The organism is Desulfurobacterium crinifex (assembly GCF_054656775.1).
In genome coordinates, this window is record NZ_BAAHXO010000001.1 from 54,222 (window position 1) to 77,138 (window position 22,917).

24 protein-coding genes are annotated in these 22,917 nt (G+C 40.9%); 14 read left to right on the forward strand and 10 right to left on the reverse strand.

From position 1 onward, the window contains the following. Position 1 precedes the first annotated feature (1 nt). Genes ACYQ3A_RS00340 through ACYQ3A_RS00360 form a run of 5 tightly spaced genes read left to right on the forward strand, consistent with a single transcriptional unit; the run spans position 2 to position 10,460 of the window. Positions 2-2,107, forward strand: a complete 2,106-nt coding sequence (locus ACYQ3A_RS00340) for a hypothetical protein (protein WP_459894403.1) — start codon at positions 2-4, stop codon at positions 2,105-2,107. Positions 2,108-2,119: 12 nt separating this feature from the next. Further along, positions 2,120-7,261, forward strand: coding sequence for a conjugal transfer protein TraN (gene traN, locus ACYQ3A_RS00345; protein WP_459894406.1), 5,142 nt, complete (start codon positions 2,120-2,122; stop codon positions 7,259-7,261). Between the two features lie 8 nt (positions 7,262-7,269). Further along, positions 7,270-8,298 (forward strand): conjugal transfer protein TraF, encoded by a 1,029-nt coding sequence (gene traF / locus ACYQ3A_RS00350; protein WP_459894409.1) that lies wholly within the window; start codon positions 7,270-7,272, stop codon positions 8,296-8,298. Next, complete coding sequence (locus ACYQ3A_RS00355; protein ID WP_459894412.1) at positions 8,298-9,785, forward strand: conjugal transfer protein TraH; 1,488 nt, start codon at positions 8,298-8,300, stop codon at positions 9,783-9,785. The genes traF and ACYQ3A_RS00355 overlap by 1 nt, the downstream gene beginning before the upstream one ends. 9 nt (positions 9,786-9,794) lie before the next feature. Continuing rightward, on the forward strand, positions 9,795-10,460 hold the full coding sequence (locus tag ACYQ3A_RS00360) for a hypothetical protein (RefSeq protein ID WP_459894415.1): 666 nt from the start codon (positions 9,795-9,797) through the stop codon (positions 10,458-10,460). 139 nt (positions 10,461-10,599) lie between these two features. On the opposite strand, the gene ACYQ3A_RS00365 is transcribed toward ACYQ3A_RS00360, so the two are convergent. From ACYQ3A_RS00365 to ACYQ3A_RS00380, 4 genes are all read right to left on the reverse strand, one after another. After that, on the reverse strand, positions 10,600-11,232 hold the full coding sequence (locus ACYQ3A_RS00365) for a hypothetical protein (RefSeq protein WP_459894418.1): 633 nt from the start codon (positions 11,230-11,232) through the stop codon (positions 10,600-10,602). Between the two features lie 174 nt (positions 11,233-11,406). Beyond that, complete coding sequence (locus ACYQ3A_RS00370) at positions 11,407-11,910, reverse strand: hypothetical protein (protein ID WP_459894420.1); 504 nt, start codon at positions 11,908-11,910, stop codon at positions 11,407-11,409. A gap of 37 nt (positions 11,911-11,947) precedes the next feature. After that, positions 11,948-13,447, reverse strand: coding sequence for a hypothetical protein (locus ACYQ3A_RS00375; RefSeq protein WP_459894422.1), 1,500 nt, complete (start codon positions 13,445-13,447; stop codon positions 11,948-11,950). Continuing rightward, positions 13,447-14,271, reverse strand: a complete 825-nt coding sequence (locus tag ACYQ3A_RS00380) for a hypothetical protein (RefSeq protein WP_459894424.1) — start codon at positions 14,269-14,271, stop codon at positions 13,447-13,449. The genes ACYQ3A_RS00375 and ACYQ3A_RS00380 overlap by 1 nt, the downstream gene beginning before the upstream one ends. A gap of 107 nt (positions 14,272-14,378) precedes the next feature. On the opposite strand from ACYQ3A_RS00380, the gene ACYQ3A_RS00385 reads away from it, so the two are divergent. Next, complete coding sequence (locus tag ACYQ3A_RS00385; RefSeq protein WP_459894426.1) at positions 14,379-14,585, forward strand: hypothetical protein; 207 nt, start codon at positions 14,379-14,381, stop codon at positions 14,583-14,585. Here ACYQ3A_RS00385 and ACYQ3A_RS00390 read toward each other — a convergent pair. The 4 genes from ACYQ3A_RS00390 to ACYQ3A_RS00405 all read right to left on the reverse strand — a co-directional run bounded on the left by ACYQ3A_RS00390 (position 14,575) and on the right by ACYQ3A_RS00405 (position 16,811). Beyond that, a complete protein-coding gene (locus ACYQ3A_RS00390) occupies positions 14,575-14,850 on the reverse strand; it encodes a hypothetical protein (protein WP_459894429.1) in 276 nt (91 codons plus the stop codon). The genes ACYQ3A_RS00385 and ACYQ3A_RS00390 overlap by 11 nt on opposite strands. Before the next feature lie 234 nt (positions 14,851-15,084). Next, positions 15,085-15,774 (reverse strand): hypothetical protein, encoded by a 690-nt coding sequence (locus tag ACYQ3A_RS00395; protein WP_459894432.1) that lies wholly within the window; start codon positions 15,772-15,774, stop codon positions 15,085-15,087. Further along, positions 15,764-16,249: a hypothetical protein gene (locus ACYQ3A_RS00400; protein WP_459894435.1), complete on the reverse strand. Its 486-nt coding sequence runs from the start codon at positions 16,247-16,249 to the stop codon at positions 15,764-15,766. The genes ACYQ3A_RS00395 and ACYQ3A_RS00400 overlap by 11 nt, the downstream gene beginning before the upstream one ends. A gap of 220 nt (positions 16,250-16,469) precedes the next feature. Beyond that, positions 16,470-16,811, reverse strand: a complete 342-nt coding sequence (locus ACYQ3A_RS00405) for a helix-turn-helix domain-containing protein (protein ID WP_459894438.1) — start codon at positions 16,809-16,811, stop codon at positions 16,470-16,472. Positions 16,812-16,910: 99 nt separating this feature from the next. Here ACYQ3A_RS00405 and ACYQ3A_RS00410 point away from each other — a divergent pair, with 99 nt between their 5' ends. The 3 genes from ACYQ3A_RS00410 (at position 16,911) to ACYQ3A_RS00420 (ending at position 18,400) form a co-directional block, all read left to right on the forward strand. After that, positions 16,911-17,423 (forward strand): hypothetical protein, encoded by a 513-nt coding sequence (locus tag ACYQ3A_RS00410; protein WP_459894441.1) that lies wholly within the window; start codon positions 16,911-16,913, stop codon positions 17,421-17,423. Between the two features lie 121 nt (positions 17,424-17,544). Then, a complete protein-coding gene (locus tag ACYQ3A_RS00415) occupies positions 17,545-18,057 on the forward strand; it encodes a hypothetical protein (protein ID WP_459894444.1) in 513 nt (170 codons plus the stop codon). 55 nt (positions 18,058-18,112) lie between these two features. Further along, complete coding sequence (locus ACYQ3A_RS00420) at positions 18,113-18,400, forward strand: hypothetical protein (protein ID WP_459894447.1); 288 nt, start codon at positions 18,113-18,115, stop codon at positions 18,398-18,400. A gap of 97 nt (positions 18,401-18,497) precedes the next feature. Here the strand turns inward: ACYQ3A_RS00420 and ACYQ3A_RS00425 are convergent, their stop codons facing one another. Then, positions 18,498-18,869, reverse strand: coding sequence for a hypothetical protein (locus ACYQ3A_RS00425; RefSeq protein ID WP_459894449.1), 372 nt, complete (start codon positions 18,867-18,869; stop codon positions 18,498-18,500). A gap of 248 nt (positions 18,870-19,117) precedes the next feature. Here ACYQ3A_RS00425 and ACYQ3A_RS00430 point away from each other — a divergent pair, with 248 nt between their 5' ends. The 3 genes from ACYQ3A_RS00430 (at position 19,118) to ACYQ3A_RS00440 (ending at position 21,424) form a co-directional block, all read left to right on the forward strand. After that, positions 19,118-20,038, forward strand: a complete 921-nt coding sequence (locus ACYQ3A_RS00430; RefSeq protein WP_459894451.1) for a diguanylate cyclase — start codon at positions 19,118-19,120, stop codon at positions 20,036-20,038. 124 nt (positions 20,039-20,162) lie between these two features. Next, positions 20,163-20,798 carry a GTP-binding protein gene (locus ACYQ3A_RS00435; protein WP_459894453.1) on the forward strand — a complete coding sequence of 212 codons (636 nt, stop codon included), beginning with the start codon at positions 20,163-20,165 and terminating at the stop codon, positions 20,796-20,798. After that, positions 20,798-21,424 carry a purine nucleoside phosphorylase YfiH/LACC1 family protein gene (locus tag ACYQ3A_RS00440; protein WP_459894455.1) on the forward strand — a complete coding sequence of 209 codons (627 nt, stop codon included), beginning with the start codon at positions 20,798-20,800 and terminating at the stop codon, positions 21,422-21,424. The genes ACYQ3A_RS00435 and ACYQ3A_RS00440 overlap by 1 nt, the downstream gene beginning before the upstream one ends. A 194-nt stretch (positions 21,425-21,618) precedes the next feature. Here the strand turns inward: ACYQ3A_RS00440 and ACYQ3A_RS00445 are convergent, their stop codons facing one another. Next, positions 21,619-21,753 carry a hypothetical protein gene (locus tag ACYQ3A_RS00445; protein ID WP_459894457.1) on the reverse strand — a complete coding sequence of 45 codons (135 nt, stop codon included), beginning with the start codon at positions 21,751-21,753 and terminating at the stop codon, positions 21,619-21,621. Positions 21,754-21,823: 70 nt separating this feature from the next. Between ACYQ3A_RS00445 and ACYQ3A_RS00450 the strand changes: the two genes are divergently transcribed. Both ACYQ3A_RS00450 and ACYQ3A_RS00455 read left to right on the forward strand, forming a co-directional pair. After that, entirely contained in the window at positions 21,824-22,105 is a 282-nt protein-coding gene (locus tag ACYQ3A_RS00450; RefSeq protein ID WP_459894459.1) for a 2TM domain-containing protein, read from the forward strand. A 324-nt stretch (positions 22,106-22,429) separates the two neighbouring features. After that, entirely contained in the window at positions 22,430-22,738 is a 309-nt protein-coding gene (locus ACYQ3A_RS00455) for a hypothetical protein (protein WP_459894462.1), read from the forward strand. Positions 22,739-22,917 lie beyond the last annotated feature (179 nt).

Below are 22,917 nucleotides of genomic sequence, written 5' to 3' on the forward strand. Positions count from 1 at the left end.
TTTGGCTGTTTTATTGCTGCTTTTAGCTTTTGATAGTGCCTTGGCTGGTACTTCGTCCGAGGAAGGTAAGAGGACGGCTGAGAGTTTCGGTTCTTTTTTAAAGAACAACATGTCTTCGTTTTCAGGAGCTCTTACCGGAAAAACAAAACTGAAAACGCAAAGTGGTGAGGAGTTTGACGCTGCTGTTGAATCTGGCGGCAAGCAGGTGGATTACATAAAGCTCATAGTATCTAATGGAGAATTGTGGGTTAGCATTCCGGGAAAAGTTAATACAAGGGTTTCAGGAATATGTGAGAACGGTTACGTAGTTTGTGACCTTGGAAAGTGGGAGAACTGCAGGTATTATCTATTTGAAAATGGTCAGGTTTCTTCCGCTGATTCCTTCCAGCAGTTGATTTCGTGTTTTTGCGTTTCGGAGTCGACCTGCGATTTCCACTGGAATGAGAGCTGGCTGCGGTGGGCTTTGAATAAGTTTACGAAGATGCTTGACTATTCGAACCGCAACTTTGTTGATGTGGTTAGCTTCCCAACCGCAACAAGAGATTTTCAGGCTGTGGAGGCTACATCCGTTTCTGAATCGGAGATGAGAGACGAGGATAATCTTCGCCTGAAACTTGAGAACAACGAGGCAGTCCAGGCTTATAAAGAGAACCCCTACAGTTCAGAGAACATACAGAAAGAGTGCAATATAACCAACTACCTTAACGGTTCTGGCCAGACCATAAACACGAAAATGGTCTTTCTAAACGGTAAGGAACTTGCCGGGACTGCTTGCATTGGTATGGAACAGGAAAATGGATCTGTTTACAGGTGCTATCTGGCAAGTAATCTGGGTATTAAGTGTGGTGTTGGTTGGTCCTACTACTTGTGTGGAAAGTTTGGAGTTGAATGGAGCGTTGCCGATGACGTTGGCGAAGATCTTACTGTGGCCGGAAAAACTCTGGTTCATACCAATGTTCATGGTGACGATACAGAAAACCAACAAGGAAGCCTTACCTGTGATTTAGAAGCAGGAAATTGCGAGTGTAGCGTGTCAGGAACGAATGCCTTCAGCTGTTCCGGTTTTAATGTTCGGCAACCTTCTGGGTGTACTCAGGTAAGTTTCGCTGTCTGGAATAATGGAGGATGTAACGGTCCTGGAAAAGGAAGCTTTTGGGCTTATGTAAAAGAGATACCTGATGTTTCTGTTAGTCATTCTGACAGCTGTAAAGCCATACCAAAAGACTGTAAGCTGAAGGAAGAGTGGGTGTGTTTTTATCCTCCTGTATCTAACTACTCCGGTGTTCGGGAAGACTACTGCGTCAAAACGGTTTCAAACTATCATGTTGTTACTTACTACAACAAGCCTGTTTGTTATGAGTTTAGGTCCTCTAACATGGGCCTAAAGTGGAAAGTCTGTATGAACGGAGAAGAAATAACTGCTGTTTCTCCGGACGGTCAGTTCTACAAATTGGGAAGTTATGAATTCCCCAGAGGATGGACTTACATAAAGCGTGTTTATACCTGCCCCAAAGAAGAGGGACTGAATATAGATGAAGCCATTAATAGAGGAACCTATATCAAGGAACATTCTTACTTAAAGGAGAACAAAGTTGCTTTCTCTGGCCGGGTAGGTTGTGCAAAAGTCAACGGCAGGTGGGTTTGCTATGCGAATAACAAGATGTATTCCTCCATGCAGGAATGTGAGTCGGAATGTCAGATGGAAGCTTCTGCAACAGTCCCCAATGCACCTTATAAAGTCTGTTCTGTCAATGACTCGGAAGGTGTTTATATCTGTAAGGTTGCCATAACGGGCAGGCAGATTCGTGTTCTTAAGGGAGATGCCAGGATGGAATCCCATGGGGATACCTATAGTTATGAGAGTGGAGGAGAGTCTGAACCTAATAAAGTGGACACCAGCTCAGAAGAAAAAGTTACCTATGAGTTTAGGGCCTGTGAACAGCAGGTGAATGGAGACGGCAGCTTGAAGCTCGTATGTCCTGTTGGTGCGGGAGAAAAAATAGTGAAGGACTGCTACTGCGACACCTCAGATGAGGCCTGGAGGGCAGCTTCTACCATAGAAATGATGGATAACATGGCTCACGACATTATTTGTTCTAAAGAATAAGAGAGGGGAACAATGTTTCGTAGGTTGGCTTCTGTCGCAACAGCAGTATTTATTCTGGGACTTTCTCCTGTTTATTCCGAAGAAATTTTAGTTACTACTTCCTATATCCAGAACGTGGGAGACCAGTTATATGCTCTGACGGATGGTTATTACTCTTATGATGACCTTGAAGGTATTGAAAACTACCTGAAGAAAGAGGGTGAAAATTTCCACGTGGCAAGCTATGACGAGATAGATGCGTCAAGGTTAAGAGAATTGTTTACTTTTGACTATATCCTTGTTAAAGAGGGTCCTGTAAGTGTCTATACTGGCCAGCTGTGTACCTATGCTGGTGTTGGAAAAGCATGGGAATGTGACGGAAAAATTCTTCCCATGGACAAAAGGTTTAAGGTGCTTCTTATTGGAAAGAACGAAAGTGAGGATCTTAACGTTGACGTACCTTTCTGTAAGAAGAGATGCTACGATGCAAGAGCTTTAATATACAACGCACCTATAAGTTGGGATTACTCACAAGAGGATAGAAATGGTGTAGAACTGAGGATTAAGAAAGGACTTGTGATCTCCGGCTATTTGCGTCCGTATGGGGATGGTTGTTTTATAGATGGTAGTCTGAAATTATGTGTTCGTTCGGGAGAGCTTGAGATTTCCTTTGCCTATCCTGATGGTAGAGTTTACTCGGTTTCTGCTCCGTTACAGATGAAGTACTGGAATAGTTTCAGAGCCACGATAAATCCCAATGTTATTGCTTTGCTTGTCAGGCAGCATGGTACCGACAAGGTTAGTTTTAAGTATGTTGACCTCGGCTATAAACCTGTGGACCAGGATAAGATTGGTTATGAATACGACGTTAAAGTTTCGTTCCATAGGATTTCAACTGATCCTTATGAGTGGGTTGAATTCACGATAGAGAGTGGGAAAGCAGAACAGCCGTTCTGTTCTGAACAGATAGCTCTTTGCTCTTACAATGCTTTGGGAGTGCATGCTTGGACAGAGGAGAACGGCAAGATTTACTATGGTGCCTTTGTGGCCAGAAACATTGACCAGATTCAGGCTTCATCTTCCCTTTATAGAAGGGAGGGCAGTTATGAGACGGTATTTAATACCGGTGATTTGTACGTAGGTAACGACCCTGTAAAGACAGGCATAATAGGTTATTGGATTTCGTCCGATGATGCTTTTGGGGTTTATCAGCGTGATTACAGGGGTAGTTTTGAGGAGATAAAGGGTTTCAGGATAGATTACTCAACTCTTACTCCCGGAGAGGTTGGATTTTTCAGGTCAAAAGAAGATTACCCTCCTTACTTTAAGGGTTTTGAATCAAACAGAAAAAGTGATTGGATTGGAGATACGATACCTTATCCTGCTCTTTGGGAAGACGAAGGGCTTTACTACGAATTAGATAAGGCCAACTCGTCATGTCAGGAGTGGTCCGGAGGCGTTACTGTTGGGGCGGACGGTAAGTGTTACTATAATCCTGACTGTGGTTCTTCTGAAGCAAAAATAAATTCTTCAGGCCTCTGTGAAATAAATCTGGTTGAGAAGTGTGGAATTCCGGGAGCAGAAATAAAGAACGGAATCTGCATTGTTAATCCATCAAATACTTGTCCTAAGGGTGGTAGTTACGACGGCTCTTATGACACTTGTATCTCCAAGGCAGAAATTACCTGCCCAGATGCTCCCGGATATGTCTGGTACGACAAGAGGGAGGAGGTCTGTAAAACCTATAAGTCCAGTAGGGATGAACTTGTTCAGAAGATTAATCTAACCCAAACGAGGGTAGGTGAATGTAACTCTAACGGAGGATATGGAGGGAGCTATAGTGGTTCAAGTGGATGGTATTTTGAAGGGGGAAAGTGGGTACCTTACGGAGAACATACTTATGAGAAGGTTGTTTACACTGTTCCGTTTGATATAGAAAGCGCTTGGTTTGATGTTCATGCGGGATATTATCTTTGTGAGAAATCTTATGGGCATGACAAACCTTCTTATGCCTATGCTACTATAGAGGTCAAAAAACCCGGGGATAGTTCCTGGAAGTCTTTTCATTCTGGAAAGCTTCCCAAAGGGACGCAGGTAAAGGTTGTTTACCATATAGGATGTAATGACAGGGACGGTTGTAATATTTTCGCTACATACGGTTATGTTGACTTATACAGAACGGTAAGATACTGTCCCACTGGTTGGATGGAAAATGGCTTGTACTGTCAGGCTAAAGCGGAGAAGATAATCTGTCCAAAAGGTTACGTGTATGATAGCAGTATTGATTACTGTAAAGCAGAACCCAACAGATGTCCTTCTGGTTATTTTTACGATTCTTCAGACAAAAAATGCAAGAAGGATTTGGGGTACTCCTGCCCTGCTGGTTATGAAGTGTCTTCAGATGGTAGTGCCTGTGTAAAGAAACCTCAATGTCCCACGGGTGCGTATCTTGATTTGAGTTCAGGCAAATGTGTGGGTTTTCCCAAATACTCTCTACCGAAGATTCCCGAAGACATAAAGATAACAGATGATGGGATTTTCAAGGAGTTTTCTCCTCTCTGTCCTGAGGGCTGGGTAGAGCTATATCAGGGAGATGGAAAGGACTTTGAGGGTAAGTGCTTTACTTACAAAGAAAAAGCTGATTGTTATAAAGGTTCTGTTAATGGATTAGATGAAGACAGGTTTGGTGATTACTGCTACTTACAGTTAAAAATAACTCCTGATGTTTGTCCTTCAGATGGTAGGAGTTACGTAGTTTTAAAGCCGCCAAAAGCTGATTATGTGTGTGAAACTACAAGAGCTCCTCTTTGTGATAGTGGTGACTATAGGAGGGGAGACAGGTGCTATTATCAGGTACTACCTAACTGTCCGCTTCCTCACGGTCAGCTTTCTGGGGGAACCTGTAAGGGTTGGTTGGAAGCCAGCTGTCCCAGTGGTTATAGTTTGAACACCTCACTTGATAGATGCGTTAAGACGGTTTCTCCTTACTGCCCTGCAGGAACAGTAAGGTACGGCGGATCCTGTTACTATACTGCTGATAAGGTTTGTCCTTCCGGTACTACAGAGCAGCCGGATGGAAGATGCAAAAAGAATTGGTGTAGTGAGGACAGTAATGCTTCTTACTGTTTCACTTCTAAGACATGTCCGTCAGGCTATTACTCTTACGGAAGTATATGCAGGAAATATGCTACGAGTGCCTGTCCTTCTGGATACTCATACAGCTACAGTTATGGTTCTTGTATAAAAACTGTATATCCGTCGTGTTCTTATGGTTACTCTTACAACAGTTACACCAATAGATGTGAAAGGACGATAGATGCTTGCTCCTACGAGGCTATTGGTAGGTACGGGTACTCTTATGATTCCTTGTCGGGCAGGTGTCTTAAGTATAAGGAAAATGCCTGTAGGAACGGCAGTAGCTTCTCGGATTGGAGTTACGACAGTAGTAGGGATGTTTGTTATTACCGTACGGAGGCGAAGTGTTCTTCTGGTGAGAGAAAACGTGATCCGGACTCTGGCTGGAGTGCCTGCTATACACTTGAGGATACTACAGTTTATTATCCCTCAGCCTCAAAGAGTGACAAAGGGCGAATTTACTGCCGTAACGGATATTATTACTGGAAAGATAGGTGTTATAAACTGGAAGGTACTGCCTGCGATGGAAGTTACTTCTCTTTAAAGAACTCCCATGAGCTTGTAATTATAGGTCAGGGTAACAGTTTATCTGAGTGGATAGGTACTTGCTGGAAGAAGATAAAAGACAGGTGCAAGGGAAGTGATGCTTATCCTCTGAGAGGAGAATTTAGTGATGACCTCCATTGTTTGAAAATAAAGAAAAAACTTACAAGTAGTGTTGCGTATCCTGAACCTAAAGAGTTTGCAGAGAAAATGTGTTCTTACCTGTCTTCTGCAAACTTTGGTGTTGGCTGCAACATTTCTTGGAATTCGTCCCAGAAACACGACATCTATGCTCTCAGTAATGTAAAGGCGGAGCCTAAGTGTCCTATAGATTCCAAGTCTGCTTGTGTCAGCGTTGGTGGAGAGATTTTTATGTGTGGTACAGACAAGATTTGCATAGGTTGTGGAGAGTTTGCCAAGCTAACGGAATACCCGGGTTATTCCATTTTTAAGTACGTGAGGTATGAAGGGGATAAGGCTTATGGTATGAGCTGGTACGATGTTCCCCCTACTTATGTAGGTCAGATAGTGGAAACAGCCAACGGCAGACTTCCTAAAAAGGATGAACTTGAGAAGTTCTTTCAGCTTTTTAGTTTGTCAAATCCTGAACAGCAGATATGGTATCAGGATGATCCTGATCTTGAGGATCCTGAAGTCAAGAAGTTCATCGGCATAGTGTGGAGTAACTATCAGGATGCTGGTTTCCTTGGACAGTGTGTAGTTGACGATAACGGAGACGGACTCTGCACGGCTGACATGGTTGAGTGTTACAGAGATAGTAAAGGCCGTCTCCAGTGCCCCTATGATGTCAATGAGGTTGAAGGGAATGCCGGAGCTGCTATTAAGTGTCAGCCTTATAAGGGTAAATACTACTGTTCCAGGTATTCTGACTCGTGTAGGAACCTTTCCGATGAGCAGTATGGCTATCAGAATCTTGATACCGTTCAGGGAGCCAACGATAAAAAGAACGATGGAGAAGTAACTGGGGAAGGTTGTAAAGGAACTGTTTACATATTTAATGGAAGAGACTTGAGATGCCGTCCACCTGGCTTCCAGACCGGTTTTAGTGACTGCTGTAAGAAAACGAAGACCTGGTTCGGTTTGGGATATTGTAAAGAGAGCGAGAAGCAACTCGCAGCTTTGAGGTCATGGGGCAAATTGGATGGTCAATGTCACTATATAGGTTCGTATTGTGCGGTGAAAGTGTTTGGAATATGTCTGCAGAAAAAGAAAACTTACTGCTGCTTCAACTCTGTGCTTGCAAGAATCGTTCAGGAGCAGGGACGCAAACAACTTGGTATTGATTGGGGTGAGCCGAAGACTCCAAACTGTCGGGGATTTACGCCTGAGGAATTCCAGAGAATTGACTTCTCAAAGATTGACTTTTCTGAGTGGTACGAGGATCTTCAGAAGCGTATAAAGGACGACCTTAACGTCTTTAAGAATGAAATGCCTGAGAAAATTAAGAACTATTACGAAAACCTCCAGAAGTATTAGAGGACACTATGGGAAGGGGGTTGCTTTTTCTCCTTTTTCTCATATTTCCAATAACTTCTTTTGCCGGTGGCTTTTTTGGTTCAGATAAGGAGACAGGCTGGTTCTGGAAGAGGGAAGGCCAGGAAACGGAGAAGAAGGTAGAAGAGAAGAAAGAAGTCCAGAAATTCATGCATGCAGAAAATAGACAGCCCAAGGAGCTGAAAAACAAAGACGCTGAACTCTTAGCGTCTTTACCGGTCAGGCTGACCGAGAAGGACTTGGAAAAGCTGACACCAGCCCAAATAGGGGAGCTCTATAGTTTATATGTAGAAAGAGCTCTCTATAAACCCAACATTGCTGATTACGAGACCATCCTGCTTATACAGAACTACGCAATGAGGAAGTCAGTAGCTTATACGGTAGCTTTGCAAAAGGTCCTCAGAGAACATCCAGAATGGAATCCTGCAGTCTCTCATCCTCCGTCAACATTTGGCCGCCGTGTAGATTTTTGGGCAAGAGAAGAAAAGATTTCCAAGATGCTCCGAAAGTGGAAGGATAAAGCAGGGTTGTACTTTTTCTTTGAAGAGAATTGTGCTTTCTGCAGAGCTCAAGCTCCGATTTTAAAGAGATTTCAGAACTTTTTCGGCTGGAAAGTTCTGGCTTTATCCGATTCTGGGGGCTGCTTAAAGGAGTTTCCCGACTGTAGCTTAGATTACGGTCACCTTGCGGAAAAGCTTGGGGTTTCTGTTTTCCCGGCCATTTTCCTGGGTATTCCAAACTTCAAGGACGGCAAACCCTTAATTCAGCCAGTTTCTTATGGTCTTATAACGCTTGACTCACTTAAGAAGACGATTTACGAGATTCTCTACACGATTGAGAACGGCCATCCGCCGGACGTAAAGAGCACAGATTGGAAGCTTGAAGCGAAACCTGAGCTAAGGGAAGTTTCAATACCTAAAAAGCTGGAGAAGATAGCTTCTCTTCTCAATAAGGTTAGAGAGAAAAGGAAAGAGCAGGAAATTAGCCGAGCTATTGAAAACCAACTATGGGATAAGTGATGAAAAAATTGTTGACTGCTTTAACAGCTCTTTTCCTTTTCAGTTCTAATGCTTCTGCTCTGGATTTAAAGGGGACTTATGATGACATTCTTAAAAACACGACTAATCCGAAAGTCGTTCAAGGACAGGAAAGGGGATACATCACGCTTGGTTCTGTGTATTATAGAGTGCCTCACTCAACCTTAAACCTTATCACCTTTCAACCTCCAAAAATTAGGGCAGGATGTTCCGGAATAGACCTTACTTTTGGTTCATTGTCTTATCTCAATCTGGACCAGATAGTTCAGTGGCTGAAACAGATTCTTCAGGCAGCTCCTGGGGTTGCTTTTGAGATTGCCCTGAAGAAGTTCCTTCCGGGAGTTGCTAATGTACTGAATGAGCTTTCAACTACTGCTCAACTTGTTAACCAAATGGGGGTTGACTCCTGCCAGGCCAGTAAAGCTCTCGTCTCTCACTTATTTGGTTTTTCCTCTAAAATGACTGAAGCAGAGCAGCAGAAGAGTACGAATGACAATGCTAAATCAGGTAATGCTGATGATTTCTTCGCATCGCTCAATAAGGCTCTGAAAAGTTTCAACCAGTCTTTGAAGGACTGGTTGTCTACGTCCGAGGGGAAAGCGTATCAGCAGGAGATAGCAAAGATAAGAGGAGACCTGCTTTACAAACAATTTGAGAAGAAATTTGGAAAGGACTTTGATAAGAGTAACTCGTGGGCTGCGACCCAGTTTCGTCTGATTTCCTCATTGGTGGGTGATGTTGTTATCTCTCGTAAAAAGACGGATGAAGCCGGAAGCGATCCTGGAAGCAGTCAACTTTACGATGTGGGATATGTTTACCCCGTGCTTAACATAGCTGACCTCCTTCACATAAATGGTCCCGGTATCAGGTACGTATACGGGATTAAGGATTACAAGGATGCTCTTGGCGAGTTTAGAGGAGTAGATGAGTCTGGAAAAGAAGACCTATACACGGTAATGAAGAATCTTTGTTCTGCTGCTCCTTCTTCTTACCAGTCCTATTGCACCAGTGACCCCGGATTTGCAGGACTTGTGAGGGCATACATGTATAGCATTTTGCACAAGATAGAAACCCATACTCCTTTAAGCGATAAGGAAAAACAATTTATAGGAGCCACTCCTCTGCCCATTCTAAAATGGCTCAATACTCTTGCCTATTTCCCGGGAGTGGGAGAGACCTTTATTGAAGGAAGTAAGGATTACATAGCTTCTTACTATGTTGAGGCTTTAATAAGAGATGGCCTGTATGGAATTAGCGGACTGCCTTGGAAAGACATGAGTGAAGAACAAAGAGACTTTATAAAAGTACTCTATAGTATGGCCGGTAGAAGGATTAAGGAACTGCAGGATATCAGGGATAAAGGTAAATTCCCGATAAAGACGTTCAACCAATTTGCCAATTTTGTCAGTCACTACGAGAAGGCTGTAGTTACGTTACTTGCCAACAAAGATATATTTACTTCGCTGTAAGGAGAGCAGATGTTTGTTCCAGGGGGAGAAATTAGGGTTGATAAAGAATTTCTTTGTTTTCTTCCTAATAAAGATAACGTCTTTCTCCCCCTTGATTCCGGTCTTACTATGGAAGAAGTTGCTCCTCTGTCTTTAAGGCTTTCTATCCACTCCTTTTCTGTCTTTCTTGTAAGAAAAGCTTTGATATCGGCTCTTGTAGGTTTAGAGGCACCTCAGATTCCTTCTGCTGGATGTACCATTTCTCTGACTCCAAATCAAAGAGGAGTTAAGATTCGCCTCTTTAACGGAGAAGAGAAGAAAGGTTCTTCCTTTGTTGTTCCTTACAGCAGAGTAATTCCACTCTATCAGGCTCTAAAACCGTCAGCGAGATATACAGAAGAGATTTTTTCCTTAGATGGAACAGCAGCTTTGATACTTAAGCCGGATATAGACCATCTGTTGATGTCTGACGGTAGCCAGAAGCAGCATTTTGACTTGGCAGGAGTTTTCCTGCTCAGAGAAGTTCTGTTGAGAGTTTTGATTAAGAAAGCTATAAACATAGCTTTTAGAGAGGGTGATTTTGAAGTGGTATCTTTTGAGAATGCCACCCGTTTGAGTGATATTACAGTTAGCTTCGGAAAGTTCAAAACTCCTCTAACGAAACAGGTTCTTGTATCTATTTTGAGTGTGTGCTGACGTGGTATTATTGGTTGTAGAATTTCCCACGGAAGCAAATAAAATACAAACTATTCTTGGAAAGAACTTTAAAAAACTAATCCCAAAATCATAGGTCTGCTCGGCCATTAGTTGACTTTTTCCTTTGCCGTCACTGTTATTATTTATATCCTGCCTTTTCCATAATCTTTGGGTATTCTTCTTTCACATACCTTTCAGCCTCTACCTTGCATGACGAGTACTTGTCAAGGAGCTCCTCATCCGTCTTCACGTCAGCTGGATCAGGTAAACAATCTGAGAGCTTGTCGTAATATAAAATCTTCTTGACTTCGTTCTTCCAATCAACATGAAGGTCCTTAACACCGTTAACAGCTTCTGCATAGCACTTCCTAAAGCCTTTGAATATGCCAAACCACTTTTCAGTGCACTTACCATGTTTAAGTCGATGGAGAAAACCTATAACCTCCCTCAGTTCGTCGGAAGCCCACAAAGAACACCCTTCTTCCCACTCTGGGGAAAGGTTATGCTCTATCATGCATATGGCGTAATACTTCCTCAGAAGTTCCTGCTTTTTAGCATTGGCCCACTTACCAAGGAGAGCTCCTCCTACAAGGCTTACTGCAACAGAAGCTCCTAATTGGGTAGTAGTTTGCTTTGCGATAGGAGCTTGAATAGGCTTTACAGTAGGCTTACCGGCTAAAACACTTCTTGATGAGTATTCAGAGGCAATGTAACCTGAACTTCCACAAGAAAAAAGAAAAGCAGTCGTTAACAGAGTTAACAACCTTTTCATTCCTCTCCTCCCTTTTCCTCTTTTTTCTGGTTGGGGAGGTTTAAGTAAATGTTTCCGATAACAATCTGCTCCTTCTTTGGCCATCCTCAGATTCCCAAACCTCTTCTGGAGCCTTCCTTCAATGAGAAAAATCCCCTTTTGAATCTATCAGCGAGCCCATTATAGGCTTTAACCCTAACTGGCAAATAGACTTATATACTCGTCAGGTAAGGTCATTTTGAAAATCGTAGGCAAAGCTTTTCTACCCAATGCTTTATGAATTCTCATTGCGGCCGATATCCTCATCCTTTTCTTCTCTGTTTTCATTCTATGGAGCTGCCCTGAGTCGAAAAAACGCCTCAGAGCTGTAACGTTTTCTCTTATAAATTGATTGGGGTCTACTGAAGCGGCCTCCTCAAGAGCTTTTTTAATTTCTTTTTTACTCTCTTTAAGTCCGTAACGATACTTGATGGCATCAACTACTATGCCTTTTATTTCTTCTTTGGTAAACCCGAGTTCACGAAGAAGGTTTAAAAACTTCTCGGTGAGGGTAATGTTTTCACCATATACAACGGCACAAAATTTTCCATAGCTGTATACGTCCTTGCCCTGCTTGCGAAGCTCTTCTATGTAATCTTTTACCGTTTTATCTCCCTTAGCTTCTTCCAATCGTTTAACTATCTTTTCCTTCCAGAGCACGTTGTCCTCCGTTTAAGGGCGGGCAGGGGAACTTTCCCTACCTGCAAGCATCTATTTTGTCTATCCTTACTAATTTTCCGTTCTGAAGCACCCTTACTTCAACTTTACAAAAAAGCTCGTCTCTTAAAGCCTTTCCAATAAGTTTATAACCGTTAATTTCCATTGAAAACTTACCATAATCTGCTGCTTGTTTTGCTACTGCTTTCTCTGCTTTTTCTACTTCCGGTGGCACAAATAGGTTGAGTTCTGAATTGCCGAGAGGAACAGGTTTCCCATCACAGATTTTGTAGTTATACACCTCAACACTGCCTGCGTTGTTGACTGCAACACTGACGAGTTCACAGCCCAGAGAATCTTCCCCGTTGTAGAACGCTTTGTATAAAACAGCTCCTTTTTTTCTCACAAGATCCATTTTCTCATTTGCTGCTTGAACTGCAAACAGCTTCGTAAACAATCCGCCAACCATTAAAGGACTCTGAGGTACTTGAGGTGTTGGTTCCTCATTCTCCGAAGTTCCAGGTGAGAGATTACTATTGCCAGCTTGCAGGAAAAATTCGTACTGGAACTGGTCATTTACAAATCTGTATGGCTTAATTTTCATTTCAAATGGCTGGTCACCTCCTACGCACCTATAGAAACCTTTAAGAGGATATCTCATGACTTTTCTTCCAGCTCCGTCGTAAGTTTCATAGGGATATCCATAAAGTCCGTCTTTTTCAGCCAGTTCGCCGAACCACACTTCCAACGGTTTTCCGTCCTTTTGGAGCTCCCCTCCGTGGAGTTGACAGTACTCTACCGCATGCCAGAGGAAACCAATTCTGTAAATCATCTCTTTGGGAATGCTGAAAGGCATTGGGTTGTTAGCTCCTAACCTTGCTCTCCATCGTTGAGAGCCGAGTTTTAGGTAACCCACTATGTAAGTCTCCCTTTTTTCCCTGTCCATAAACTCAGAAAGGTTAAGTTTCGGGAAAAGTTCTACGTCCTTGCTGAAAAATCCAAAATCCGTCTTTACAAGAGGTTCCGGTTTATGTTTTACTACAAGGATGGCCTCGTAGATAGTCCCCAACACACTACTTGAATTCCAGGCTCTACCTTTGATGTGCTCTACCTGAAACGGATAATTCCCACCTTCACATCTAAAGGTCTTACCGGGTCCGAAATAACGAAACCTTGTGCTGCTATTCTCTACCGAGGAGTAGGAAACTCTTTCTACGCCTTTTCCTGAAACGAGATCTCCTCCGTGAGCTTTACAGAAGCTGTAGAACTCAGGGATGTAATTCCAAACTGCATCAACTCCTGAATCAATCTCTCTGGCCGTAATAATCGTAAGGTTATCGCCTACTGATGCAAATCTGTCGAAACCGAGGGCCTTTAAATATTTCCTGATACTGTTGCTCTGCCTTATCTTGCTCAGTTCCTCAGTTGAAACTTCAGGAGCTGGTTTACCGCCTCTTGGTAAAGCTTTAATTTCTTTGACTATCTCACTGCTACAAGAGGAGAGAAGGATTACAGTAGCTAATGCTAAAATCTTCTTCACTATTCTCCTCCCCTCTTCGATTTCTCTTCAGCTGTTTTTGTAAGCAGTTTAAGTTCATTTTGGAAGATTTCTCTTTCTTCATCAGTGAAAATATACCTTCCAACAGTAGATAATCCTTTAAGAAGACTCTTAGCCTCTATAAGGATGTTGTTGAAGAAACACACGCTTTCTCCCGGTGATTCCAGACGTTTCCATAAAGAGCGTAGACGCTCCTGTACGGATAGTCTGATAACCTCAATGGCAGAAGGTTCAAGCTTGAGGAGTATGAAGCACGGGGGAGCTCCGGTAGATAGGTTCATGTCCTCAACTGTTTTCATAAAGTCCCGCAACTTCTCAGAATCTTCCAAAAGATAGAAATCTCCCCTTTCCGGTCTTAGCGGAAGCATTCCAAGCTTTTTAAAGTAGTGATTTGTAACTTCAGTGATTTTTTCTGTCACCACGAAGTTCAGCGTTCTGTGATATAAGCTTTGAATATCCTCAAATAGCTTATCAACTGCTCTGGACTCTTCAGGTTCTAAATCTTTTTCTCTGTGTAGCAATAGTTCACCTTCGATAAGTACTGCTCTGCCAATTCTTTTCCCTCCAGCATAAATAGCATAGCCAACATCCTTGTCCCCCATAAAAGTAACTTTTCCCAACGGCCTATACTCTCTGTTCAGTAGCTTCCTTCCTCTCACTATTCTGAAGGCTGCTTCTGGACTGTAGGGCTTTGCTTTAATGCCAAACTTTTTTTCCAGGGTTTTAAGGAGTTCCAAATTAGCTAAGTAATTTTTAAAATTTTTGGCTACTAATACAGTTTTGCCTTGAGCTACTGAAAAGTCCATTTCCTTACCTCTCTTTCCAAAATAAGATACTTCTGTAAAACAGGATTGCAAGTATTCTCGTAAAAGCCAGCATATAATTAGCATTAGCTCAGCTCACCGGGGGCAAGGTGCTTAACGGGTTAACCCCTGACATAAAGAGGTTCATAGACCGATTAACGTATATGGAAACAGAAAGGGAGCTAATCTTAAAAGAAACGCTAACGTTTGTTGCCTCTATAAGGAAGCAATTTAATCAGAAGGAGATCGTAGAACTTGCAAAACAGAAGGCCCTTGAAATAGCTAATGAGCTTATAGAAGAAGCTGTTAAGTTTTAACTTCTTTCTCTCTTCTCTTGAAGGCTCTTTTGAAGACTTCTTCCCAGTCGGCTCCAACTGCACATAGAGCATCGATGAGAAGTCCTATCTCCACCCGCCTATTGTAGTTATCAAGCCACTTAAAAATTCTGTCGTAGTCAGAGCGGGACCACCCTTTTTCATCGCATAGGATGCGAATAACATTGTGCTTGGCGAATTCTTTCTTTATCTCCTCTTTAAGGAGTTCCTCCAGTCGAAGGCTTTCGGGTCTGATTCTCCTGCCCACTCGCTTTTCTCGGTTACTCTTCAAGTGTTACCCCCTAAACAATTTGGTTTGTTTAATTTTATACAACACAAGTTCTAAAAAAGAAATCGGATTATGTAAGGTGTTTATTTGAGCTGGGGTTGTTTGTTTTTGTGAGGGAGGGTTTCTGTTTTATACAACAGCTCGTATAAACTTGAGTAAAAAACATAGTGAATTACACAAAGAAGTTTTTCTTTTCTCTTGTTAGAAAAGAACTCAAACTTCCCAAAAATCTTCTATAGCGTTAGCAAGAAGGAATATTTTATGGGGAGAATTTTTTTCATCAGGAAGAAACAGCCTTAACGTATATTTGTTCTTCCTGAAGTCACTCAGAGAAGGAACTCCTGTAAACTCCCGACCATCTCTCATAACAAACGTGCAGAGTGCCGGAGACTTCGAGCTCTTTAAAAGAAGACGCCGGATTTCTCTGAAATCCTCTCTCCATCTACCGGGAAGAACTGGTACAGATTGAAGATCTCCTGAAATCAAATGTTCTGGATACGGTTTAACAAACGAAAAAGCTGTAATGTAAAGTTTTGTGTACATAACAACGTTTTCTGAATCAGATACAACCAAATAATGCACCAGGGAACCATGCCAGCGGAACTTCTCCATTCCTTCTTTAGAATGAGGATACAGAAAAACTTCAAAACGGGACTCTCTAAGAGGTTTGGGAAGCAACGAGAGAAACTTCTTTTTCACCCCCTTCCTAAATCGTAGAGCTCTTATATCCGAAAGCTTAACTTTCGTTTGATCTGAAAGAATAAGCTGTCTTTCTTCAATGTCTAATGCCTTTATCCTTACATTACGTTTAACTCTTCCAAGACCTATGAAAATGTCAAAGGATAATTTCCGTGCAGCAATCGTGTTCAAGAGAGAGTTCTCAAAATCCCTGTCAACTTGCATTTCTCCCTCCAAACGCCTGAAAGAAAATGTGTCCAGGATACATCTCGTAGCTTTTCTTTATCAGCTCCTTGGACCATCGAAAACTTAAATCTGAAAGTAGAAAACCGGAATCCAGAATTTGAACCTTCACAAGATTCCATTCATTGAGTAGCTTAAGGCTCTCTGTAAGCTGTCTCTTCCTTACTTTCAGAATTTCTTTTACTCTCTGAAAAGAGAGTTCCAAAGGGACACAACTGGATTGCCAGAGGGACAGTAGGTAAAGGTAAACAGCCTTTGCATAAACTTCTATAGGCAAGATAGTAGTAAAAACAGGATAAGCGAAAAAACAGTTAGCCATATCTGAAGACGGTAACGCTTTGGATAAAACCTTTGGTAATAAAGGCAATGGAGGAAGATAAACATAAGTGAGAAAACCATCTGCCAACTTTCCACCTAAGACTTTCCTTTCTTTTAAAAAGGCCAGAATTGAATGCACTTTAGCTTTACTTTCCAAGGACAGAACTTTCTGGAGTTCTTGGTAAGACAGAGAAATTCTTCCTCCTTTGGATGAGCTTGACAAAGCATAAAGATGAGCAAAAGCAACAACTAAACGAGCTATAGAATATCTGGTAGCCCCAGGGATCCTACTCAAATCAAAAACAATAGACGGTAAAAGAACAAAAGGGCTTTTAAGAGAAAACAAAAAGATACGGTCGTTATCCATTTCTGTCCCTTTTACATAGAATGTTTGAAAGCTCTTTTATTACCTCTACAAGTTTTTTCTGATGTTCCGGGGATAGAGACATTAGAATTTCAAAAAGTTCGGATTCAATGTCTTTATAAGAATTGGACAAAAACATTGGTCCTTTGCCAGTAAAAAGCCAGTTCAAGTTCACTCGATACTTGTCTACCAGCCTCTGAAAAAATTCTGCGTCCGGAGTTCTTTTTCCTTTTTCGTATCTATTAACAGTAGCAAAACTTATTCCAAGCTCCTCAGCAAACTGTTCTTGAGTAAATCCTAAAACATTCCTTAATTTCTTTAATCGTTTAGATAACAATTCTTGCTCCCTTTAACTTCAATACTTGACTATAACCAATCGGAATACTTAATTATATAAAATTAACCAAGTAGCCATATACTCGACAAAAGAAATCTGATGAAAAAAGCAGAACTGCTTGAAAACCTGTTTATAAATTGTCGAAAGCTTGGTGAAGAAGCCTCATACAAAGACGGTAAACTTTTAACCCAGCCAAAAGCTCTACTTAAAGCCATACTCCTTTTACCCCAGCAGCTACGAGAAACCAAATTGATAGATGAACTGGAAATTTCTGTAGCACAGGACTTTATAAGTATATCCGATGGAAGGCAAAAACTCATAGGCTGTCCTCGATGTCTACGGATTGAACCAATCTCAACAAGAAATTGGACAGTAAGATTTGAAGAATCCGTTATCAGAAACCCTGAGGGTGGAGTTATACAGTATCTTCAAAGAAAACACATCTATACGCTTCACAGCTGTGGATTTGAAACGGCAGATTTCCTCGCAGAAGAGTTTGAAATAGTAGTTTTAGACGGAACAATAATAGAATACGGGAATTATTGGGATCTACACCACCACAAACTTTTAGAACTGGCCAGAGCTAATAAGCTAAGAGTAAAAGTCTTTTAGGTTCCGCTGGGAGGATAGAACATGCGTAGTCAGCGGAGAAACTTTTACAGTAAGTTCTTTATCTCTCGCAAAGTTCATAAATCCAGTAGTGGTGGAGAAAAAGCAATTTAGGGAGGATTCTATGCTAAAGACAAACTCTGTTTTTAACAATCCCATTTGCGATAACGGTATTACTCAATGGAAAACCCTGAAAGAAATAATAGAAGTTCCTATGACGCTCTTTGACAGCGTTGGAGATTCCAGGTTTGATTGTCTTGAAGATTATGTTGGAAACCCAGAAAATCTGGGCTTTTTTGGCCTTTTAGCAAAAGGATATCTTTACAAGAAATGCAAGGAAGATTTTGGACACACTAACTGTGAGGAAAAGTCAGACTACATTTCGGATTTTCTAAAAAGCAATGATAGCTACAAAATAAGACGAGACAACGGAGAACAAGGCTTCATAAACTGTTACCTCTATACTTACCTTCCTGGTAAGTGTGGCTGTCATCTCATGCTTGGACTTGCCGAGGGTTCAAGGAGATTTGGAGCAGCTTACTTTTCATACCTGATAGGGAAATATCCGTTGAAGACAATACCTTGTAAACTTACAATTGAGCATCTCGATAAAAGGTTGGTAAAAAAAAAGAGTTGAGGAATACAAACGGTTTTTAAAACTCTCAACCCTACCTCTTAAGTTTCTAAGGGAAATGAGAAAAGAACGGTTTGGAGGATACAGCTTAAGAGAGTCTTTCTCTAAAGCACTAAACATCATCAAGTTTAAGTCTCGTTGTTTGAAAACTTTAGAAAAAGCTTTGGTACACCAAAGAATGATGGGACCTGTTCTGGATAATGTCCTTTCAATAGTAAAGGGAAAAGCCCAAAAATCAGACTTCATCAAGATATACGAACAGGTTAGAAACTACAGAAGGGAACTTATAAGAGAGCCTATTGAGGAACTAAAAGAAGTTTCAGAGAAGCTGAATAAGCTGGCATAGGTTGACCTACAAAACTCTCCCAACAGCCTCTCTGAGATTCTTACTGGGAGAAAATGCAAAAACCAATTTCCTCTAATTTTCCGGAACCCTACTTCCATTATGAACTCTCCCGGAGTTCTTTAACCAGTCTCTTAACTTCTTCCTTTTCTTCTGCCGGTAGTTTTTCTGCCAGCCTTAGAAGCCTTTCAATCCTGCGAGTAGGCTCTAAGCTCTCTTGTTCTCTCTTGAGTTCCTCGTTCTCCCTTAGGAGTTTCTCTTTTCCCTTACTGAGTTCAGCCCTTTCTTTTTCAAGCGTATCTACGAGCCTTTCTGCCGCCTGCAGGAGCTTCCATCTGCCAGCGTTATCCTTCTCTAACTCTACCACCTTTCCGTAAAGTTTTTCATACTTTTCAAGGGAAACACTTTCACAGGTAATGCGCTGGCCTACTGCTTCCTCCCTTACTAAGGAGCTATTCCACGTTGACTCCATAAAGTATCGCTACGGACTAAAAGAAAGCAAGAAAGTAATAATGGAAGCCTTGTCGGTAGGATAGCTCTACCAACAGTTTTAAGCCAAAAGAAGTAAAAAGAGAGAAAGAGAGGAAGGAGTATGTTTTAGGTATTTGTATGCATCACGTATATTGAATATTTAGGGAATAGAAAATATCATTAACTTGTGATAAACTAATAATCATCTATTTATTTAACAAGTTGAATTAGGGGGAAGTAGAAGTAAGAATGAAGATTTTTCTGAACCAAAATATCAGGATAGACAGGCCAGTTAGATATTTCATGACCAATGAACCGTTTACGGTTACTTTTTCCGACAACACTAAGAAAGTCATAGACCTCATGGTCTGCAACAAAATAGGTAGTGCAGTAGTCGTAAACGATGAAAATATTCCAGTTAACATACTAACTAAATCGGACATAATAAGGCTTATCCTCTGTAACTACACAGATCTCAGTATACTCGAAGCTATTAGAGTTCTTGAGAAAGATGGTACAGACTTGATAACAATTCGTGAAAGTACTCCTATTTCTGAATGTATAAAACTGTTCGTTTCAAAAAACATTAAGCACCTTCCAGTAGTTAATAAGGATAAAAAGCTGATAGGCATAATTTCAGCCACAGACATTCTTCAAAAATTTTCTATGCTTATTTTTGTCGATAACCTTACAGGTTTTGGTAACAGATATTATCTGGAATCGATTAAATTCAGGATTAATAGATACAAGAAAAGAAACGCTGTAGGCGTTTTAATGATGGATATAGATAACTTTAAGAAACTGAATGATGCTTACGGACATGCTTTTGGTGATAAAGTGTTGCAAAGAGTAGCAGAAGTCATTAGTAATAATATTAGACTTGTTGATGACATAGTCAGATATGGGGGAGAAGAGTTTTTAGTCATCTTATTCAAAGGATCTGAAAGAGTTACTATGAAAGTAGCTGAAAGAATTAGAAAGGCCGTTGAAAATATTAAGTTTAAAGAGAACCCAGAAGTTAAAGTAACTATAAGCATAGGTGCCACTTTGTGTAACTTCTATACAAAACTTGAAGATTGCATTGAATTGGCAGACAAAGCTTTAAGGGAAGCTAAGGAAAATGGAAAAAATAAAGTGGTATATCTACCCCCCCCCGACCCAAGACCTTGAAACACAAGAGCTTGACGGGATATCCAAATCAGAACGCCAAATAATTTCTCTACCCGTTTCTTTCCAAAATTCCGGTATCAGTGTCTTCAGTGATAGTTTTCAATTCCTTCGTGAGGAATAGATCATGGGAATAGAAAGAAGAACCATAAACGGCAACGAAATTTCTCTCAAAATTGTTTACTGGGGACCTGAAGATTCAGGAAAAACAGAAAACATTGTTCAGTTAAGCAGGTTATTTAGAGATTCCGGACGACTTGTAACTCTCGTAGGAGAGGACGGATTTACAATATACTTTGATTTTCTCAATCCCGTAATCAACTTAAAGAATGGCTACAGAGTGAAATATCTACTGCTTGCAGCTCCTGGAAAAGAAGCTTTTAAGCTTTCCAGAGAGCTTGTTCTTCAGGGTACAGATGGTGTTGTATTTGTTGTTGATTCAGACAGAAACCGATTGGAAGATAACAAAAAATCCTTCTCAGAGCTGTTAGGCCTTTTAGAAGAACACAAAAAAGCTTTTGGAGAAGTACCCATTATTGTCCAATACAATAAAAGAGACCTACCTACTGCTCTTCCGGTAGAGGATCTTCGAAAAGAGCTTAAACTTGAGGGATATCCAGAAGTAGAAGCTGAGGCCATTAATGGAAAAGGGGTAGTTGAGACTTTTAAACTTGCTGCAAAGGAAAGTCTAAAGACTTTTATTGTAAAAGCCAAAACTTCTGGACTTTGTGACTTTTTTCCAACTAAATCCAGGAATGAATAATGAAATACAAGATATTCATTTCAAAGAAACCTGTTGATGGAAGACAGGTAAAAGAGCTTGAGGGATTTCCCGTATTAACTGCCGTTCCCATAGGTGAAGGACAAATTGTTTTTTCTACTTTGATAGAAATGAACCGCAAAGCCGACGCAATCGTTACAGATAAAGCAAATCACTGGATTGGGGTTTTAACAGCGGACTCTCTACCTGTATTCATCATAGGGAAAGAAGCAGTTGGAATTGTTTACGGAAGCTGGAGAAATATCCTGAAAGGAACACTCTTTAAAACTGTCAAGTACATAGAACGATTTTCGAAAGTGTCTTCTGCAATACTTGGAATTTCAATCTGTGAAGACTGCTATCTTGTGGAGAAGGAAGTTTACGATAAGTTTCCAGTCGAATATAAAACCTGCTTTAAGCAAACTCCGAGCGGAAGATATTTCTTCGACCTGAAGAAAGCTGCCACAATCCAGCTGTCAGTTGCTGGAGTGGAAAGCATAGGAATAATAGAGGGGTGTACCGTATGCAACAACGACCTTTATCACTCCCATATCAAAGAAAAGACCGAAAAAAGAATTCTTTCAGCTGTAAGGATATTGAAAGAGCAGAAAACAGAGGAATCACTATAATGATTAGAAGCTCTATAAACTGTGAAAAGATAATGGATTTTTCTTCCTCCCTCGGGAGTTACCACCATCATACCGCCTCTTCCGTGACTCTCAGCATTCCTCCCCTCGTAAGAGGGGAGAGAACATTTTTTTCAACGTGTAAATTGTCTGTGCATACTTTGCCTGGTAAAGAAACTATCCTGAGTCATTTGACGTTAATTAAGAACAGTAACCTTCTTCACACAGCTTTTAAACATGCAATAGATGAATCTGTAGAGGACATGACAGGAGTATGAAAAATGAACAAGCAAGAATACAGAAATTTTCCTCTCCCCATTCTCCTTCCTCATAGTGCCTCCTCCCCTCCCTTGTGGGAGGGATCTTCTTTAGGAAGAAACCCTTATTTAAGAGGATATAGAAATGAAGAACCTACTGGAGGAATATAAAAAAGCGTACAGAGAGGTTAGAAAAGAAAAAGAGAGGAAAGCTTTCATTATTCATCTAATTGTGTACGTGGTAGTTAATAGTATTCTTGTAATTGCCAACATTTTATACACCCCTGAGGTCTTATGGTTTTTCTATCCGTTAATAATATGGGGAGTTACCGGCATAGTCCCCCACTATCTCTTTGCTATCAGATGGTTGGATAAGGAGCTTTCAAAAGAGGAAGAAATAGCAGAGAGTAGAATGTGGGAGAAATAGAAATGATGAGAAATCAAATATTTCTTGCCTCCTCCGCAAATTTTAAATTCTTCACCCGTAGGAGTCCTCTTTCCTCCCCTCATCTTGAGGGGAGAGAACTCTTTTTCAATAAGACAGTTCAAAAAGCTATCTACCAGATTCGTAGGAGCTACTTAACAAATCTAACGGAGATAAGTGAAATTGGAGGTTTTGCATCGTTCTTTATAGAAGAAGGAAAAAGAAGGACCGTAAGAAGTTTAAGAGCTAACAAATTTTCGAAAGAGCCACCTAATAGTAAGGAAAGGAAGGGAATAACAAGCAAACAACAAAAAGTAAAAGGTAGACTTGAAAAGAATAAGTTCTCAAGCCAAAGGATGTAAGATATTCATGGTTTCTGAAAAGTATTCACTATTCAAGGAAGGTAAGGAAAAAAGATTCAGAGAAGAAGACATAAGAAATGCTTATATAGAACTTAATCTTTCTCCTGAGCAAATAGCTAAAACCCTGAAAGTTCCTATAGAACTTGTTGATGAAATCATTAACAAGCTTCAGAAAGACAATCTACTTAAGAAAGTGTCTTCTATGCGCCAGGAAGTAGAAAAAAGCTATAGAAGTTTAAATGTGTATAGAAAGAAAAAATTGAAACACAGTTAATTCTCTCTGTAACAGTCCGACTTGCTACTTTGGGTTGTTTGTCCAACTGTTCTCACGAGCCTCAGTTTATGCCTTTAAAAAAGCCTTTCTCTCTCCTCCTACAGGAGGAAAGGAAAGAAGATGAAAACGGGATGTTGGAGCACCAATATAATATTGATTCTAAGTCATCGAGTTTAGGA

Coding starts and splice junctions, on each gene's coding strand:
- traN (WP_459894406.1), top strand. CDS start 2,120: ATGTTTCGTAGGTTGGCTTCTGTCGCAACAGCAGTATTTATTCTGGGA.
- traF (WP_459894409.1), top strand. CDS start 7,270: ATGGGAAGGGGGTTGCTTTTTCTCCTTTTTCTCATATTTCCAATAACT.
- ACYQ3A_RS00355 (WP_459894412.1), top strand. CDS start 8,298: ATGAAAAAATTGTTGACTGCTTTAACAGCTCTTTTCCTTTTCAGTTCT.
- ACYQ3A_RS00360 (WP_459894415.1), top strand. CDS start 9,795: ATGTTTGTTCCAGGGGGAGAAATTAGGGTTGATAAAGAATTTCTTTGT.
- ACYQ3A_RS00365 (WP_459894418.1), bottom strand. CDS start 11,232: ATGAAAAGGTTGTTAACTCTGTTAACGACTGCTTTTCTTTTTTCTTGT.
- ACYQ3A_RS00380 (WP_459894424.1), bottom strand. CDS start 14,271: ATGGACTTTTCAGTAGCTCAAGGCAAAACTGTATTAGTAGCCAAAAAT.
- ACYQ3A_RS00395 (WP_459894432.1), bottom strand. CDS start 15,774: ATGCAAGTTGACAGGGATTTTGAGAACTCTCTCTTGAACACGATTGCT.
- ACYQ3A_RS00410 (WP_459894441.1), top strand. CDS start 16,911: ATGAAAAAAGCAGAACTGCTTGAAAACCTGTTTATAAATTGTCGAAAG.
- ACYQ3A_RS00415 (WP_459894444.1), top strand. CDS start 17,545: ATGCTAAAGACAAACTCTGTTTTTAACAATCCCATTTGCGATAACGGT.
- ACYQ3A_RS00420 (WP_459894447.1), top strand. CDS start 18,113: ATGAGAAAAGAACGGTTTGGAGGATACAGCTTAAGAGAGTCTTTCTCT.
- ACYQ3A_RS00425 (WP_459894449.1), bottom strand. CDS start 18,869: ATGGAGTCAACGTGGAATAGCTCCTTAGTAAGGGAGGAAGCAGTAGGC.
- ACYQ3A_RS00430 (WP_459894451.1), top strand. CDS start 19,118: ATGAAGATTTTTCTGAACCAAAATATCAGGATAGACAGGCCAGTTAGA.
- ACYQ3A_RS00435 (WP_459894453.1), top strand. CDS start 20,163: ATGGGAATAGAAAGAAGAACCATAAACGGCAACGAAATTTCTCTCAAA.
- ACYQ3A_RS00440 (WP_459894455.1), top strand. CDS start 20,798: ATGAAATACAAGATATTCATTTCAAAGAAACCTGTTGATGGAAGACAG.
- ACYQ3A_RS00445 (WP_459894457.1), bottom strand. CDS start 21,753: ATGAGGAAGGAGAATGGGGAGAGGAAAATTTCTGTATTCTTGCTTGTT.
- ACYQ3A_RS00450 (WP_459894459.1), top strand. CDS start 21,824: ATGAAGAACCTACTGGAGGAATATAAAAAAGCGTACAGAGAGGTTAGA.